The 15,361-nt window shown below is 49.4% G+C and carries 19 protein-coding genes; 9 read left to right on the plus strand and 10 right to left on the minus strand.

Annotation, left to right across the window (positions count from 1 at the left end; translation table 11 throughout):
* Positions 1 to 8 precede the first annotated feature (8 nt).
* From AYY16_RS02545 to AYY16_RS02560, 4 genes are read left to right on the plus strand one after another with little or no spacing between them, the layout of a single operon-like run.
* The gene (locus AYY16_RS02545; RefSeq protein WP_067361681.1) at positions 9 to 593 is read left to right on the plus strand and encodes an ECF transporter S component; all 585 of its coding nucleotides are present in this window, start codon (positions 9 to 11) and stop codon (positions 591 to 593) included.
* A 2-nt stretch (positions 594 to 595) separates the two neighbouring features.
* A complete protein-coding gene (locus AYY16_RS02550; protein ID WP_067364567.1) occupies positions 596 to 1,300 on the plus strand; it encodes an energy-coupling factor transporter transmembrane component T in 705 nt (234 codons plus the stop codon).
* A complete protein-coding gene (locus AYY16_RS02555; protein WP_067361683.1) occupies positions 1,291 to 2,133 on the plus strand; it encodes an energy-coupling factor ABC transporter ATP-binding protein in 843 nt (280 codons plus the stop codon). Before AYY16_RS02550 ends, AYY16_RS02555 begins: the two co-directional genes overlap by 10 nt.
* Positions 2,120 to 2,878: an energy-coupling factor ABC transporter ATP-binding protein gene (locus AYY16_RS02560; protein ID WP_067361686.1), complete on the plus strand. Its 759-nt coding sequence runs from the start codon at positions 2,120 to 2,122 to the stop codon at positions 2,876 to 2,878. The genes AYY16_RS02555 and AYY16_RS02560 overlap by 14 nt, the downstream gene beginning before the upstream one ends.
* A gap of 82 nt (positions 2,879 to 2,960) precedes the next feature.
* Here AYY16_RS02560 and AYY16_RS02565 read toward each other — a convergent pair whose 3' ends face one another.
* From AYY16_RS02565 to AYY16_RS02580, 5 genes are all read right to left on the minus strand, one after another.
* Positions 2,961 to 3,254: a DUF1883 domain-containing protein gene (locus AYY16_RS02565; RefSeq protein WP_067361688.1), complete on the minus strand. Its 294-nt coding sequence runs from the start codon at positions 3,252 to 3,254 to the stop codon at positions 2,961 to 2,963.
* A 303-nt stretch (positions 3,255 to 3,557) separates the two neighbouring features.
* Positions 3,558 to 3,854 carry a hypothetical protein gene (locus AYY16_RS02570; protein WP_156664943.1) on the minus strand — a complete coding sequence of 99 codons (297 nt, stop codon included), beginning with the start codon at positions 3,852 to 3,854 and terminating at the stop codon, positions 3,558 to 3,560.
* Positions 3,855 to 4,489: 635 nt separating this feature from the next.
* Complete coding sequence (locus tag AYY16_RS20590) at positions 4,490 to 4,957, minus strand: glycosyltransferase (RefSeq protein WP_208020717.1); 468 nt, start codon at positions 4,955 to 4,957, stop codon at positions 4,490 to 4,492.
* Positions 4,950 to 5,600 (minus strand): glycosyltransferase family protein, encoded by a 651-nt coding sequence (locus AYY16_RS20595; protein WP_208020718.1) that lies wholly within the window; start codon positions 5,598 to 5,600, stop codon positions 4,950 to 4,952. Before AYY16_RS20595 ends, AYY16_RS20590 begins: the two co-directional genes overlap by 8 nt.
* A gap of 140 nt (positions 5,601 to 5,740) precedes the next feature.
* Entirely contained in the window at positions 5,741 to 6,454 is a 714-nt protein-coding gene (locus AYY16_RS02580) for a sulfite exporter TauE/SafE family protein (protein WP_067361692.1), read from the minus strand.
* Positions 6,455 to 6,572: 118 nt separating this feature from the next.
* Between AYY16_RS02580 and AYY16_RS21345 the strand changes: the two genes are divergently transcribed.
* Genes AYY16_RS21345 through AYY16_RS02590 form a run of 3 tightly spaced genes read left to right on the plus strand, consistent with a single transcriptional unit; the run spans position 6,573 to position 7,888 of the window.
* A complete protein-coding gene (locus AYY16_RS21345; RefSeq protein ID WP_162271034.1) occupies positions 6,573 to 7,052 on the plus strand; it encodes a LysR family transcriptional regulator in 480 nt (159 codons plus the stop codon).
* A 10-nt stretch (positions 7,053 to 7,062) separates the two neighbouring features.
* On the plus strand, positions 7,063 to 7,455 hold the full coding sequence (locus AYY16_RS21350) for a LysR substrate-binding domain-containing protein (RefSeq protein ID WP_082970562.1): 393 nt from the start codon (positions 7,063 to 7,065) through the stop codon (positions 7,453 to 7,455).
* A gap of 10 nt (positions 7,456 to 7,465) precedes the next feature.
* Positions 7,466 to 7,888, plus strand: coding sequence for a putative signal transducing protein (locus AYY16_RS02590; RefSeq protein WP_067364570.1), 423 nt, complete (start codon positions 7,466 to 7,468; stop codon positions 7,886 to 7,888).
* Between the two features lie 36 nt (positions 7,889 to 7,924).
* On the opposite strand, the gene AYY16_RS02595 is transcribed toward AYY16_RS02590, so the two are convergent.
* Entirely contained in the window at positions 7,925 to 9,259 is a 1,335-nt protein-coding gene (locus tag AYY16_RS02595) for an NCS2 family permease (RefSeq protein ID WP_067361695.1), read from the minus strand.
* 222 nt (positions 9,260 to 9,481) lie between these two features.
* Between AYY16_RS02595 and adeD the strand changes: the two genes are divergently transcribed.
* Entirely contained in the window at positions 9,482 to 11,248 is a 1,767-nt protein-coding gene (gene adeD / locus AYY16_RS02600) for an adenine deaminase (RefSeq protein ID WP_067361697.1), read from the plus strand.
* A 35-nt stretch (positions 11,249 to 11,283) separates the two neighbouring features.
* On the opposite strand, the gene AYY16_RS02605 is transcribed toward adeD, so the two are convergent.
* Complete coding sequence (locus tag AYY16_RS02605) at positions 11,284 to 11,895, minus strand: histidine phosphatase family protein (protein WP_067361699.1); 612 nt, start codon at positions 11,893 to 11,895, stop codon at positions 11,284 to 11,286.
* Between the two features lie 187 nt (positions 11,896 to 12,082).
* On the opposite strand from AYY16_RS02605, the gene aac(3) reads away from it, so the two are divergent.
* On the plus strand, positions 12,083 to 12,922 hold the full coding sequence (aac(3), locus tag AYY16_RS02610; RefSeq protein ID WP_208020719.1) for an aminoglycoside 3-N-acetyltransferase: 840 nt from the start codon (positions 12,083 to 12,085) through the stop codon (positions 12,920 to 12,922).
* 61 nt (positions 12,923 to 12,983) lie between these two features.
* On the opposite strand, the gene AYY16_RS02615 is transcribed toward aac(3), so the two are convergent.
* The 3 genes from AYY16_RS02615 to AYY16_RS02625 are packed head-to-tail and all read right to left on the minus strand — an operon-like array spanning position 12,984 to position 15,242.
* Positions 12,984 to 13,910 carry a phosphatidate cytidylyltransferase gene (locus AYY16_RS02615; RefSeq protein WP_067361702.1) on the minus strand — a complete coding sequence of 309 codons (927 nt, stop codon included), beginning with the start codon at positions 13,908 to 13,910 and terminating at the stop codon, positions 12,984 to 12,986.
* Positions 13,900 to 14,577, minus strand: a complete 678-nt coding sequence (locus AYY16_RS02620; protein ID WP_067361705.1) for a lysophospholipid acyltransferase family protein — start codon at positions 14,575 to 14,577, stop codon at positions 13,900 to 13,902. The genes AYY16_RS02615 and AYY16_RS02620 overlap by 11 nt, the downstream gene beginning before the upstream one ends.
* Positions 14,574 to 15,242 (minus strand): CDP-alcohol phosphatidyltransferase family protein, encoded by a 669-nt coding sequence (locus tag AYY16_RS02625; protein ID WP_067361708.1) that lies wholly within the window; start codon positions 15,240 to 15,242, stop codon positions 14,574 to 14,576. Before AYY16_RS02625 ends, AYY16_RS02620 begins: the two co-directional genes overlap by 4 nt.
* Positions 15,243 to 15,361 lie beyond the last annotated feature (119 nt).

A 15,361-nucleotide genomic window follows, 5' to 3' on the forward strand; every position in this document is an offset into this window, starting at 1 on the left:
GTGCCTGTATGAACGCATCACAACCCCTGCTTTCCAGTCGTACACTTGTTCTGATTGTTGTCGCGATCGCCATTAATATGATCGGCGGGCAACTGAGCTCAACACTGAAACTGCCGGTTTTTCTGGATTCAATTGGTACGATTATTTGCGCACTGCTGGCAGGTCCGTGGGTGGCAATACTCAGCGGATTATTAACCAATCTGCTGTGGGGATTGCTCAGCGGACCGGTTGCCGCCGCATTTGCACCTGTTTCGATGATGATAGGTCTGAGTGCCGGTCTGATGGCACGCGCCGGATGGTTCCGTTCATTGCCGCGTGTTGTTGTCTCCGGCGTAGTGATAACCCTGGCGCTGACAGTGATCGCCGTTCCGATTCGCACGTATTTATTTGCCGGAACAACCGGCAGCGGGGCTGATTTCTTTGTCGCGTATTTGCATGCCGTCGGTGACAATCTGATTGAATCAGTTGCGGTTACCGTGATTGGCGTGAATCTGGCAGATAAAATTTTATCAGCGCTGATCGCCTGGCTGCTGGTACGCAGGTTGCCGCAGCGCGCACAGCGGAACTTCCCGCACATGGCGCGGGTGCGGTAATGCTGCACCCGTTTACCGCCCTGACACTCTGGCTGTGGTTGAGTGCCGGGGTACTGTTTTTATCTTTTGGCTGGCTGCTGTCCGCGGTCAGTTGCGTGACCTTTGCTGCGCTGATTATCTGGCCTGCATCCCGGCACCGCGTAAAATTTGTGGTCTGGCTGCTGCTGCCGATGGCGGCAGGGCTGTGGCTTATCCACAGTGGCTGGCTGGCGCATTGGTTGACAGGTGTAACACCAGATAACAGTCGTCAGGCGTATGCCATTGCCCTGTGGTTCAGACTGCTGGCGATTATCAGCGGCGCGCAATTATGGCTGCAATACGTGACAACAGAACGCTTTATCCGCGCACTGTTCGCCAGTCGTCTGCCGGTGAGTTTTGCCTATCTGCTTGCAGGTCCGCTGTTGCTGGCAGAGCAGCTCCGGCGGCAACTGGGGATTATCCGTGAGGCACAATTAGCGCGCGGAGTCCCTCTGGATGGCAATCTATGGCAGCGGTTAACCTCGCTGCCTGCGCTGATTTTACCGCTGGCGGGACACACGCTGAGTGAGCTGGCAGTGCGGGGTGCGGCTCTGGACATGCGCGGATTTCGTGCTGTTTCCCGGCGCACCACACTGAATGCGCCCGCGGACAGCCGTATACAGCAAAGGGTGCGTTACGGATTGCTGTTCCTTACCCTGATTGAAGGAGGGTTCCGTCTGTGGTGGTAAATTTACAGAATGTCACCTTTACACCAAAAGGTGCTGCGCAGCCTGCGCTTTCGCTGTCTGATTTCCGGCTGGCGTCAGGTGAGTGGGCGGCGGTACTGGGCGGAAACGGCAGCGGAAAAAGTACCCTGGCGCAGGTATTGTGCGGCTGGTTTCCGGAACTGCTGATCGGAACATTAACCGGTACGGCGGATATTCAGGGCATGGCACCCGGCACGCATTCTCTTGTTCAGACCGCCGCTTACCGGCAACTGGTACAACAATCACCGCAATTGCAGTTATCCGGTTGTGCATTCAGTGTTGAGCAGGAAGTGGCTTTCGGACCGGAAAATCTGGGATTACCTCCGCAGGAGATTGAACAACGGGTGAATGACGCACTGCGGTTGACGCAGTGTGACGCGTTGCGTCACCGGCATCCGGCAACCTTATCCGGCGGGGAAGCCCAGCGGGTGGTGATTGCAGGGGCACTGGCGATGCGACCGGCACTGTTACTGCTCGATGAGGCATTCAGCAGAATGACTCCCGCAATGGCACATATAATTCTGATGAATTTAAAACAGTATTCGGATGCGTGCGGATGCAGTGTCATTTTGTTTGAGCGTACATTGTTCCCGGCGGCGGACTATTGTGATCAATTCTTTTTGCTTGAGCAGGGTAAGCTCATGGCAACAGGCTCTTTGCAGACCGTTTTTACCGCCGCACTGCCGGTGATTATGATGCCGGATGCCTGGCGGCTGGCAGGGCAACTGATGTTAAGCGGACACTGGAAAGGTGCCGTTCCGCAGGATGATACGGCACTGATCGCTGCCTTTAAGGAAAATCATGTTACACCTTGAGAGTCTGAGCTATGCCTGGCCGGGCGCCGGACAAAATTGTATCACTCAACTGTCATTGACGATCGCCCCGGGGGAATGGGTGGCGCTGGCAGGGGATAATGGGGCGGGGAAATCCACATTACTGCGTCTTGCTGCCGGATTACTGCGCCCGGATGAAGGTCGCGCGTTATTCCGCGGACAGGAACTGACAGATTACACCGCTGCACAGCGCGCAGACCATATCGGTGTATTGTTTCAGGAAGCAGAGCATCAGATTTTTCACAGCACAGTCTATGATGAGGTGGCTTTCGGGTTACGGCGGCGGAAATTACCGGCAGCAGAGATAAAACGGCGGACATTACAGGCAATAACAGATTGCGGGCTGGATGATGTTATCCAGATTCATCCTCTGGATTTGCATGCCGGTCAGCGCCGGATGGTGGCGGTTGCCGGGCTGAGTGCGGCGGCACCCTCATTTTTATTACTGGATGAGCCGGGGCGGGATTTTGATGCGTTCTGGCTTACGCGTTTTGAATCCTGGCTGGCATTACAGCAGGCCGCCGGAACCGCTATCCTGGCTATCAGCCATGACTTTGATTTTATTGCCCGGCACTTTCCGCGCGTAGTGCATCTTGATGCCGGCGGGCTGATTGCAGACGGCTCCCCGCAGGATGTACTTTATCATCCGCAATTACAATCCCCCGGCGTATTACCGGCACCGACGCTGCATTCATTACGCAGAGCATTGTCACCAAAAACAGAATAATATGCCCTTATGCATTCAAACTGCCGGTTTGTTGGCTGTATCTCGAATGAAAAGAGTGCATTTTTATCCAGTGTCTGCGGCGCTATTTCTTCGCTATTGCTTTATTCGCACAGGGCTCGACAGAAATTGAGTGCTCGACGGTCAGTGCGCCTTCTTCAATATCCATTGTAATATTCCAGTCCGCATCGAAAGGGACGACCATTCTGGCCGGTAACTCATGGAAGAACCCGCTTCCGCCATGTGTCCGGAACGGCATACCATTGCGGTACTGATTAAAATTCATTTTAGTCATCATTAAAACATTACAAGGTCGCCCACAATCGACCACGATGGTATCACCGGCGGTCAGGTGCATTCTTTTATGTAAAAACGGCATCGCTAAGTTCCTTCTTTCGTTCGTCCGGCTCAGATAATTATCTTTGCTAATTTAGCGTAACCACCGGAGGAATTCATTTATTTTCTATTCCCGTGTTTTTAATTACGTAAAACAACTCAGGAATAATCCATATTAATAACTATTAAGGATAGTAGGTATTAACTAACGTCCGTGGATTTAATGCAATAACCTTTTTTTTGTTCATCTGATAGTGTATGCGTCGCTAACCAATCTCTTTTATGCAACTCAAAATCAGGTGATTCTCCCAGGTGTAAGGCCAGGAGATAATTAAAATCTCTGAGGTTATTTTTTTTCAAATAACGAGATTACATCACGGTAACAAATGTTATGAGGTAATTTTATCCGTTCAGTTAACATGCATTCCATCAATTTTAATGAGGGAACCTGCGTATCCTGATAAATAATATTTAACTGTGTTATCGCTTTATCATATCGGGTATCGACAATGAGAAGGTCGCTGTAGAGCTGGCGCAGAGCGATATCATCAGGATGTTGGCTGATCAATGTATCAAACTGATCCAGTACTTTTTCTTTACCCGCATTAGTTGTACTGCCGGAGTATTTTATAATATAAGTCATTGCCTGATCTCTCGGGACCGGCTGTGTATTTGTATAAGCATGTGATGTTAATGAAAAGCCGAACACCAACGCTATTATAATCCAGATCTTCATCGAATACGGTTCCCTGTATATTTACCGTGAAATCACTATAACATAGACAAAATAGTGATAATTTAGGATGTTTACGAAAATCAGGTACAGTATCGGGGATTGATAATAAACAAAATGACAATGAGTTTTCAGGTTTTATAAAATTTTGCTCAGGAATATTCTGATAATATTTATTTGGCATACGGGTTTTTACCTGTATCTATCACTCATATTAAGCGTGTGCAGACAAATTTAGCCTGTTTATATGCGATTGATTTCTCCCGCATAATAAGATGATTCAGTTAGTTAAACGGGTGTTTGTAACTTGTAGCAGCATAAGCAGGTTGTAGTTTTGCTATCCGATTTTTCTGGTGCGTACAGGAGTCTGTCATTGGTCAGCTATTGAACTGCCTATCCATAAGGTGGGTATGCGGTGGGTAAAATTCGGTTAGATAAGTGAACCTCAGCATGTATGGTGAGCTGAAAACCGGAGATCCTCCGGTAATTATCATTTATATTTATCATCAGGATATCTGGCTGCAAAAGCAGCCAGAATGTTAATTTTATTTTGCTATTTCTTCTTTTATTATTCGGTGTGTGTTTTCAATAAAATCAGGAACATTATGGTATTGCTTGACATAATTAATAGCTTTATTTGCTAATAACATCCGATTTTCTTCATCATTCATTAACTGATTAATAGCATCAACAAAAAGGTCAACTTTATCAAAACCATCGCCAAGAACATCCCCGACATGGATACCAAATTTGGAAGTAAGGTCATCGGGATTTCTGTTGCTGACAAGTAATGTGCCATAAGCAAGTGCTTCTAAAAATGAGACAGGGAGCGCTTCATGAATAGACGTGTTGACAAGAATTTTTGCCTCTTTAAGGTGTTTATTTTTCTCTTCACCTTCAACATGACCTGTGAAATATAAATTTTTAATATCTTTGTAGTTATCCATTATTTTATGATTTTCATCATCTTCCCGGAAGATTTTCCCTAATACAAAGAATTCATAATCAGGCATTTTTTTTTGCTATCTCACAAAAAATCCATCCTCTTTTTACTGACGCGATCCTTCCCAGAAAAATAACCTTATTTTTTTTCGGGAAAGTCTGAATATCAAATGAGTGATCTATATCGATAGGGTTAGGCAAGTAATCAATTTTGACATCTTTTTCCAGATGATATAAATCAACTGCTTTTTCATTGAGGCAATAAGCTTGTGTTACAAACCTGACTCTGTTTTGTTGGTACCAGTTATGAACTAAGTCATACAGATGTTGGTTGTAATATGATGTTTCAGGGAATAATTTTACTGTAAAAATCTCATCCCATTCATATTGTGGTCTTGGATCCTGGATCCATAAAATCAATTTTTTATTTTCTGAAGGATCATTTTTTAATACATGCTCATAAGTTGATTCAATACTAAAATAAATATCATAATTTTGTTTTTTCAGCCATTGCTTAGCAAACCAGTTACGTCTTGGAAGACGATAAAGATCGACACCATCGGTATGGTGTTTTTCAGCGAAGAAATGACTTTTTCCTTTCCCCAGAAGTATGTCGAATTCAAAATTATCATTTGGCAGGTATTTAGCTATATAGTATCTCGCTAAGTAGCCATATCCACCAAAACGGGTATTATTTGCACCAAAAAAACTCATCGATAATCAGGCCTACCCGTATTTTTTTTGCTATTCATTCTGAATTCCGTATATCAAGGTTGTTTGCATAAATGCTAGCACAGTAAATTTCAGTTTTATAGTAACGGGTTATCATGTTTACGGTATCGTTCTCATATGAATTACCCCAACACCAACCCAACTCCCGCCATAATCAGTACACCATCGAGGATCAGGGAATAGAATGCGGGCGGAAGAGCAAGGACGATGCGCTTTGCACCCAGTGAGCCGAGGGCTATCATCATGCCGGTGAGCAGGCCGCTGATAATAATGTTCGGGGTGAGAACGCCGAGCCGGGTGAATGCGACGGATTTTGTCAGATAAAGCAGAAATGAAATGGCAGATTCTGTTGCCAGTAAAGGTGCGGGGAGTAACCCGTATGCGCTGAGCAGGGGCAACATCAGTGGACCGGTTGAAAATACTAATCCGGTCAGAAACCCCGTGAATATTCCGCAGAATAATAAATGTAGCGGACGCAGGGTAAAATTGCTGCGTTTCAGCCAGTGCCGTGCGGGGCAAAGCGCCAGAAAAAAGATCCCGAGCGTTGTGTTAAGAATGGACTCCGGCAGGGCAATCAGGGTATTGGCACCGGCAACCACCGCCGGAAGTGCGGGCAGCGCAAACCAGCAAAAGGCTGACCAGTCAATATTCTTCCGCCAGATAACCACCCGCGAAATATTCCCGAGAAGCGCAGCAATTGCCATGACGGGAACCGCTTCTTTTGCGCCAAGGGTGGCGGTGAGTACCGGGATCAAAATTAATGAAGATCCGGTTCCTGTGACGCCACTGATAAGCCCGGCGATAATGCTTGTTAATGATAATAATAAATAACTCATGTTTTAATCTGTTTCCTGCGCAATAATTAAAAAAGGTCAGCGCGGATCAGCATAATTCCTGCACGGGATGCCTGCAGCGCTGAAAACTCACACCCTTGTGAATAAAAAGAGGATGTTAATGCGCGAATTACCTCCGCTCTCTGCATTACGGGCATTTCTGGCTGCCTGTCAGAGTGACAGCTTCAGTGAGGCGGCAGAAAAACTGAATGTTACTCACGGGGTTATCAGCAAACAGGTGCAGGTGGCAGAAACCTGGTTCGGTGCCACCTTGTTTGAGCGCAAAGGCTCCAGGCGCGTGGCGACACCTTATGCTCTGACATTGGCGCAGGAACTGACTCAGGCACTGGAGGGTGTGAGTGATGTTGCATTACGTCACCGCAACGTGATGGTGAGTCATCCGCTGCGCATCAGTGTGCCCGCGTCGTTTTGTCTGTATTGGCTGATGCCGCGTATCGCTCAGTTTTATCAGCAATATCCGGATGTAAACCTGAGAATTGACTCTGCGGTCAGCAGTGAGCAGGAGAGCACCGGGCGGTATGATTTGGTTATCCGCCGTCAGCCTGATGCGATATCACAGATAAAACCGTTTTTTTTGTGATCACAGTACATTGCTGGCGTCACCCGGTTTTATCAGCTGCCATCCGGTTTCTGTACCGCAGGATGTTCTCAGTGAGGCGTGTATTGAAACACTGACCCGTCCCCGCAGTTGGACAAAGTGGTGTGAAGCCGCCGGAATCAAACATGTGCCGCGCAGTAGTGTGCACCGGTTTGATCATTTCTATGTAACGGCAGAAGCCATTAAAGCAGGGCTGGGGTTTGGCATTGGTCCGGTGAATCTGTTGCAGAACAGTCTGCAAAAAGGGGATATTCAGATTGTTTTCCCCGACATTATCACCGATGCTTATTGTTATTATGCCCTGACACCGGTCGGCGTTCAGAAAACGGTAGCACACCGGGCGTTTGAATCCTGGCTTTTCAGTACAGGAAATGCAGCCGGATAACGGAGGAATTATGTGGAATATTCACCCGACGCGGGAGAAATTCGAATTATTGTCTCAGTATCTGTCACCGCTGGAAGCCCGTATTGAAGCGGGGTTACTGGAATCTGAAGGGATTGGGGTGATGTTGCTGGATGAGAATATTGTCTGGAACAACCAGATGTATGCACAGGCGGTCGGTGGCGTGAAATTGCTGGTAAGCCATGATGATGTGGAAAAGGCCCGGGCTGTTCTTGATGAATTACACCGTGGAGCGTATGGCATTGATGATGACGGTGAACCGGCAGAAGCAGAATCTTGTGTGGCGGTAAAAAGCCGGGCCGGAGATCATCTTAATACAGGGTTTGTTTTTCTCATTTTTCTGACACTCGGGCTGGCATTGCCGTTTAAGGCGCTGCACCGGCACCTGCGCGATAAAAAAGAGAAGACAGAGTAACAGGCAGCGGCACAATACCGCCACCTGTCGGATAACTTAGTGATCAACAAAGACAAATTTCAGTACAAACAGCAGCGCAACCAGGATCACGCACGGATTCAGCTCTTTCCAGCGCCCGCTGCCCAGTTTCATCACACAATAAGAGATAAAGCCGAGGGCTATACCGTCCGTGATTGAGAAACTGAACGGCATCATTATTGCGGTAATAAAGGCGGGAACAGCATCTGTTAAATCATCCCAGTTCACCCGCGCCAGGCTGGACGTCATCAACACCCCGACATAGACCAGCGCACCGGCAACCGCATAAGCCGGCACCATCCCCGCCAGCGGAGACAGAAAAATCACCAGCAGGAACAGGAAACCGACCACCACCGCCGTCAGTCCTGTCCGGCCACCAACAGACACCCCGGACGTACTTTCAATATACGCGGTGACTGATGATGTCCCGATATACCCGCCGACAACGGAACTGATGCTGTCCACGTAGAGCGCTTTTTGCATATTTGGAAATTTGCCGTCTTTATCTGCCAGCCCGGCTTTGTCTGTCACGCCGATCAGGGTGCCGGAGGAGTCAAACAGGTTTACTAACATAAACGAGAAAATAATACCGGCCAGACCGATATCAAAGGCACCAGCCACATCCACCTTACCCAGCACGCTGGTTACATCCGGCGGCATGGAGAAAATACCCTGATAAGTCACATCGCCCAGCGCCCAGCCAAGCAGTGTTGTGACCACAATAGAGATAAGGACCGCCGCATGGATACGGCGTGCCGCCAGGATAGTAATAATGAAAAAGCCCAGCGCGCCGAGCAAAACGGAGTGTGAGGTCAGGTCGCCCATTGACACAAGCGTGTCAGGGTTCGGGACAACCAGCCCGATATTTTTCAGCCCCATCATGGCGATAAACAGCCCGATCCCGCTGGTGATCCCTATCCGCAGCCCGGACGGAATACTGGAAATCATCCAGTAACGGATGCGGAACACCGTCAGCAGCAACATGCCGAGTGCCCCCCAGAAAATCGCGCCCATCCCTATCTGCCAGGTGTAACCCATTGCGGTAACCACGCCGAAAGCAAAAAACGCATTCAGCCCCATTGCCGGTGCCAGTGCAACCGGCAGATTGGCAAGGCAGCCCATCAGAATACAGCCGAAGGCGGCAATCAGACAGGTGGTAACAAAAACAGCCTGCGTATCCATACCGGCAGCGCCGAGGATTTGCGGGTTAACGAACACGATGTATACCATGGTCAGGAAGGTGGTTAAGCCCGCTATCACTTCAGTACGTGCTGTTGTTCCGTGTGCCTGTAAACGGAAAAAACGTCCCAGTGCACCTGTCTCCCGGCATGTCTCCGGTGTGTGATTATCCATTTTATGCTCCTGTCGCCCGTGGGGGGAAAATAACTGGTCTGATAAATGCATAATCAATGCCAGTATCGTAATAACATCCCACAGAGGCGGTAATCATCCGGCGGTGTCGCAGTAATTTGAAACAATTGCGGCGGGGATCACCTTTATATCGGCGCAGCTCACACAACAGGGATTACGCCGCGAAATCACATTATCAATGTGAGAGAAAAACAGGGGACAGTGATGAACAGTGAGAAAAATAAACATACACGTACGCCGGATCGCGACGCGATGACAAAACTCCTTGCCGTTGCCCGCAGTGAAGTACCTGCTGATTATCGTATTGATAATGTCCGGATCATGGATTTGGTGAATGGCGGTGAGTTTCAGGGACCGGTGGTGATAAGCGGCACATCAATTGCCGGCGTGGGCGCGGTGTATAAAGAGGCTCCGGCGCATCAGGTCATTGACGGAAAAAATGCCGTGATCGTTCCGGGCTTTATTGATGCGCATCTGCATATTGAATCAAGCATGATGACACCGGTGACCTTTGAAAGTGCGACCTTGCCGCTAGGGGTGACGACAATTGTCTGTGATCCGCATGAAATTGTGAATGTGATGGGTGAAGAGGGTATCGAATGGTTTTTGCGTTGCGCGCAAACCGCGCAGCAGAATCAGTTTGTGCAGATCAGCTCTTGTGTACCGGCACTGCCGGGCAGTGATGTAAACGGTGCAGATTTCCCGCTGACAGACATGCTGAAATACAAAGATCATTCGCATGTACTGGGTCTGGCGGAGATGATGAACTTCCCGGCGGTGATTGCCGGTGAATCAGATACGCTGGATAAACTGGATGCATTCCGTGATATGACACTGGATGGTCACTGTCCGATGGTCACCGGTAAAGATTTGAACGGGTATATTGCCGGGGGAATTGAAAACTGCCATGAATCTCACCGTTATGAGGAAGGGCTGGAGAAACTGGCGCTCGGAATGGCGCTGATGATCCGCGAAGGCTCGGCGGCACGTAATCTTGATGCGCTCGCGCCGCTTATTACGCCGATGAGCAGCCCGCAATGCATGCTGTGTACGGATGACCGTAACCCGTGGGAAATTATTCATGAAGGGCACATGAATGCCCTGGTTTACCGGCTGATTAATCAGCACCATATCCCGGTGCATGTGGCATACCGGGTATCGTCCTGGTCAGCGGCACGGCATTTCGGACTGAAAAATCTCGGGCTGGTGGCGCCCGGAAAAAGAGCGGATTTGATCCTGCTGCGTGATGAGAAAACAGTCGATATTCAGGCAGTGATGTGCGGCGGGCAGTGGGTGGATGAAACCGCGCTGTTGCGCTCCCGCGAGGCAAAACAGACAGCTTCGCGCCCGCCGTTACAAAATACGGTGAAACGCAGTGCAGTGACAGCGCAATCCCTGACATTTGTGCCGGAAGACGGGCGGCGTTACCGTGCCATCAGTGTTATTCCGAATGAGCTTATTACCGGGGAGAAGCTGGTTACGTACAGTGGCAATCACTTTGATTGTGAAGGAGTTTGTTCTCTGGCGGTGATCGAACGCTACGGGCGTGAAACCCCACCGGCGACCGCACTGCTGCACAATTTCGGGCTGACACGCGGTGCGCTGGCCTCAACGGTCAGCCATGACAGCCACAATATTGTGGTGGCAGGAATCGATCCCGCAGATATGGCGCTGGCGGTGAATCAGCTGATCGCCGGTGGCGGCGGCATGTGTGTGGTGGCAGACGGACAGGTTCTGAGCCATGCGGCGCTGCCCATTGCCGGGCTGATGAGTGACAAAACAGCAGATGAGATCGCGGCAGAAATTGAATTACTGAAAGCCGCCTGCCGGAAGTGCGGTGTGATGCTGGATGAGCCGTTTATTCAGATGGCGTTTTTGTCGCTGCCGGTGATCCCGGCACTGAAACTCACCAGTCTCGGGTTGTATGATGTGAATAAATTTGTCTTTACACACAGTGAGTTAACAGTATAGCTGTCTGTTCAGCTGAATAAGCGATTCTGTGACTATCAAACGGGAATGTTGCGGGTAAAACGCATCATTCCCCAGTAACTGTTGTGTGTTTTTTCAGTCAGTTGCCAGCCCTGTTTTTCCAGCTCTGTGCGCAGTGCACGGTTGATAATTCCGTGTGCCATCACCAGTACCGCACCGTGCTCCTCTGCGTGCAGGCTTAGTGTTTGTGCGGCGCTCTGTGCCCGCTGGCGCACCTGTGCCACTGACGGCACAGACTTTCCGCCACCTGCCAGCCACAGAAGGCGAAAGGCGGTCACCCACCACATCGGCGGCAATTTCAGCGGCATCAGCAGTGCGGGGGAGAAGACCGGCAATATAACTTCATGCAAATCATCAATAATAACACGCGGGGTTATTCCTAATTCAGCCAGAGACGCTGATGTCCGGATAAGCGGGCTGGCGACCGGGAAATAGCGGGATAATTCAGATGCAGACAGGGATAACGGCGGGCTTTGCGGACAATGAACACCCTTTGCATCATATTCCGCCAGCCAGTTTTTCAGGTCACGCAGCGCGACTGGTGTTTTTTTGTCCAGCGCCGGTTCGCCATGACGGATAAGCAGGATTTCCTGTTTATGTGCGGCAGAGTTATGCTTTGTGTTTGTCATGCATTTCCTGAAATTTATTATTTATAATAACTATATTGTATTATTTGATAATAATGACATAAAAGTAATACATTGAAATATAAAAATAATGATAGCTATTGTATTCAATCAGTAAACTTTAAACCGGATTAAGGTAAAAATGCCGGTGATCAGTGATAAATAACATACGGTGTCGTAAGGAGGAGAATTGATAGCTGTCGGTAATGAATACTATTGGAGCCGGGCGGAGCTTGCGGATCATCTTACCGCCCTGGGGTTGAGAAAAGGTGATTCCGTCATGGTTCATACGGCTATGCGCACTGTCGGTTCCTGTCTGAACGGAGCCGATGATGTGATCGCGGCACTGCTACAGGTGATTGGTGATAACGGAACGGTGCTGTGTTATATCAACTGGCTGGAAAATTATGAAGACAGCACTGATGCTGCGGGCAGAGTACCTGAAGCACTGAAACCGCTGATAGCACCGTTTGATGTGAGCAGATCACGTGCAAGTCCTGATCATGGCATTTTTGCTGAATGTTTCCGTACCCGGGCGAATGTATTGCGCAGTGCAAATCCCGGTGCGTCAGTGGCGGCGGTTGGTGCAAAATCGACCTATTTTACAGAGAACCATTCGCTGTTATATGGTTATGGTGAAGATTCTCCGTTTGGCCGACTGGTAGCGGAAAACGGAAAAGTGCTGATGCTGGGAGCGCCCGCAGACACCATGAGTTTGCTGCATCATGCGGAAAGCATCGCTCCGCTAAAAGATAAACGATTACGTTTCAAAGAGTTACCATTGTATCAGGCCGGCGGGCATGTTCGTTGGGTGATGTGTGAGGAATTTGATACCGTCGATTCTGTATGTGACTGTTTTCCTGACGGATATTTCGCTGCGGTTGTGGTGGGTTTTTGCCGGGAAATGACTGATGCACGGCATGGAAAGGTGGGTAGTGCGGATTCGCTGCTGGTCAGCGCCCGACCGATGTGTGACTTTGCTGTCAGATGGATGACGGATTATCAGCAAAACAGTTATTCTGCTAAATAATAAAGAAAACCGGCGCTTTCTGACGGCGCCGGTTTTTGTATTACGTTTTATGCGGACTTGTTTACACGTAAAAATACTTCAGAACATGGAAGAAGACGGGGGCTGCGAAACAGAGTGAGTCCAGCCTGTCCATCATGCCGCCGTGTCCTTCTATCATTGAGCCGAAATCTTTGATCCCGGTGTCTCGTTTGATGGCGGACATACATAATCCACCGGCAAAGCCCGCCAGACAAATCATCAGTGAGAGCAGGAACGCCGCCCACGGGCTGAACGGTGTTGCCCACCACAGCGCCATGCCGACAAAGCTTGCACTGATAATGCCGCCGATAAACCCTTCCACTGTTTTGTTCGGGCTGAGTTTCGGCACAATCGGGTGTTTGCCGAACAGTTTACCGAACACATACTGAAGCACATCTGAAATCTGAACCACGATCATCAGAAACAGCAGCAGATTGATATTATCCGTAAAATCCGGGATTGGCAGCAGGAGCAGCGCCGGTGCGTAACTCAGGCAGTAAACTGCAATCATCACACTCCACTGTATTTTTGCCATGCGCTCCAGAAAGTGGCGCGTATCACCTGAAAGCACCATGCGGGTCGGGATAAACAGAAAAGCATAAACCGGGATAAATACTGCCAGCAGGTTATACCACTGAACACCAACCAGAATGTACTGGATCGGCAGAATGATAAAGAAGCACCAGAAAAGTGCGCCGTGGTCGCCCCTGTGGGTTGGCGTGAGAGTAATAAGCTCGCGCAGCGCAAGCAGGGACATAAAGGCAAACAGTACCACTGAGCCTATCGGTCCTATGCTGATGGCGACAGCGGAAATAATACACATCAGCCACCAGGCACGGATGCGGGCATTAAGATTGCTTATTACCGATGTGTTGCCTTTCACCTGTTTCAGGGTAAGCCCGATAATGGTTGCGACGGTCAAAAAACCAAACAGTCCGGCGAATATCCAGAATAATTCATTATCTTTCATGATGCATTGCCTCTAACACCCGGCGGGTCCGTAATAAAAAGTCTGCTTTTTCTTCATGTTCGCCCGCAGGTTCAACAGGCGCGCCAAATGTTGCGGTACAAATTATCGGCACGACAACCCGTGAGCCTTTCGGCAACACGCGGTTGAGGTTTTCCAGATAAACCGGCACCAGTACCACATCCGGATTATGGCGGGAAAGATGCCAGAGCCCAGCTTTAAAATCCTGAATTTGCTCACCGTCACCGCGCGTACCTTCCGGAAATAAAATCAGGGAATCTCCGCTGCTCAGTACTTTTTGCATAATATCCAGCGGGTTTTCTGCCGGCGGGGCATCACTGTGCTCTGTTTCATTGACCGGCTCAATCTTTTTGCCGCGTGCAATTAATACCGCACCAAAAATACGCTGTGCGATATAACGGCGGAATTTGGTTTTATCCCAGTAATCCTGCGCGGCGACCGGATGGACGTGCTCACGGGCTTCACCCTTTAAGCATGACCAGATAACCAACCCGTCCAGGTGGCTGGAGTGATTGGCGTAATAAATGCAGGGTTTGTCTTCCGGCAGCGGCGCATTCTGTTTTGCGCGGATCCCGGTCAGGAACCGGCAGACCGATACCAGCAGCGCGGAGACGATTTTCTTATCCGGTGAAATCTTTTTGCGGGTCATCTTTCGTTATCCTTACGTAAATCGGCCATCAATACGGATGTGCGGCGCAGTGTCGTCCAGAATGCGCCCAGTGTGATTACCCATAACACGATGAAAAATAAGCTCTGAGCCCAGTCCGCAGGCAGAAAACAGGCGATAACGGCAATGATAGTGAGCAGTGCCATCCGGTGCTGTTTTGCCATCGGGCCGAGAAATTTTTGTGGTTGTTCACAGGCGCCGCCGAGGACGCGGACATAGGCGGTCATGACCGCCATCAGTGCGGCAGCCCAGCCAAGCTCCGGTGTCCATGTGATAAACCCGGACAGCCCGTAACCCACACCAATGAGGATCAGTGAATCTGATATGCGATCCGGTAAATCATTAAATACCGCCCCGACCGGGCTGCGCAGCCCGCCTTCCACCGCCACCATGCCATCGAGGAGATTACAGATAAGCCGTCCCTGAACCAGCAACGCCGCCAGTACAAACAGCAGTATGCGCAGTACGGTTATCTCACTGTTCAGTGCGCCGAAAAAAGCGAGTGCGGCGAACAGGGCGAAGACAACGCTTGCCACTGAAATGCCGTTTGGTGTAGCACCGCGCTGTTGTAACCATCGGGCGCTTGCTGTTGCCCAGCGGGTCTGGCGGGCTTTTATCGGACGTCTGTCCTTGATTTCAGGATCCATATCTTTTCCGTTATGTGAATATTTGAAGATTACGCTGTTGATACTATAAGATTTCATCACCTATTAATAATATAGATGTAACAAAACAGATAAAACAGAACATAAAAAAAGCCGGGAGA

This window comes from Morganella psychrotolerans (genome assembly GCF_001676155.1).
In the GTDB taxonomy this organism is placed as follows: domain Bacteria; phylum Pseudomonadota; class Gammaproteobacteria; order Enterobacterales; family Enterobacteriaceae; genus Morganella; species Morganella psychrotolerans.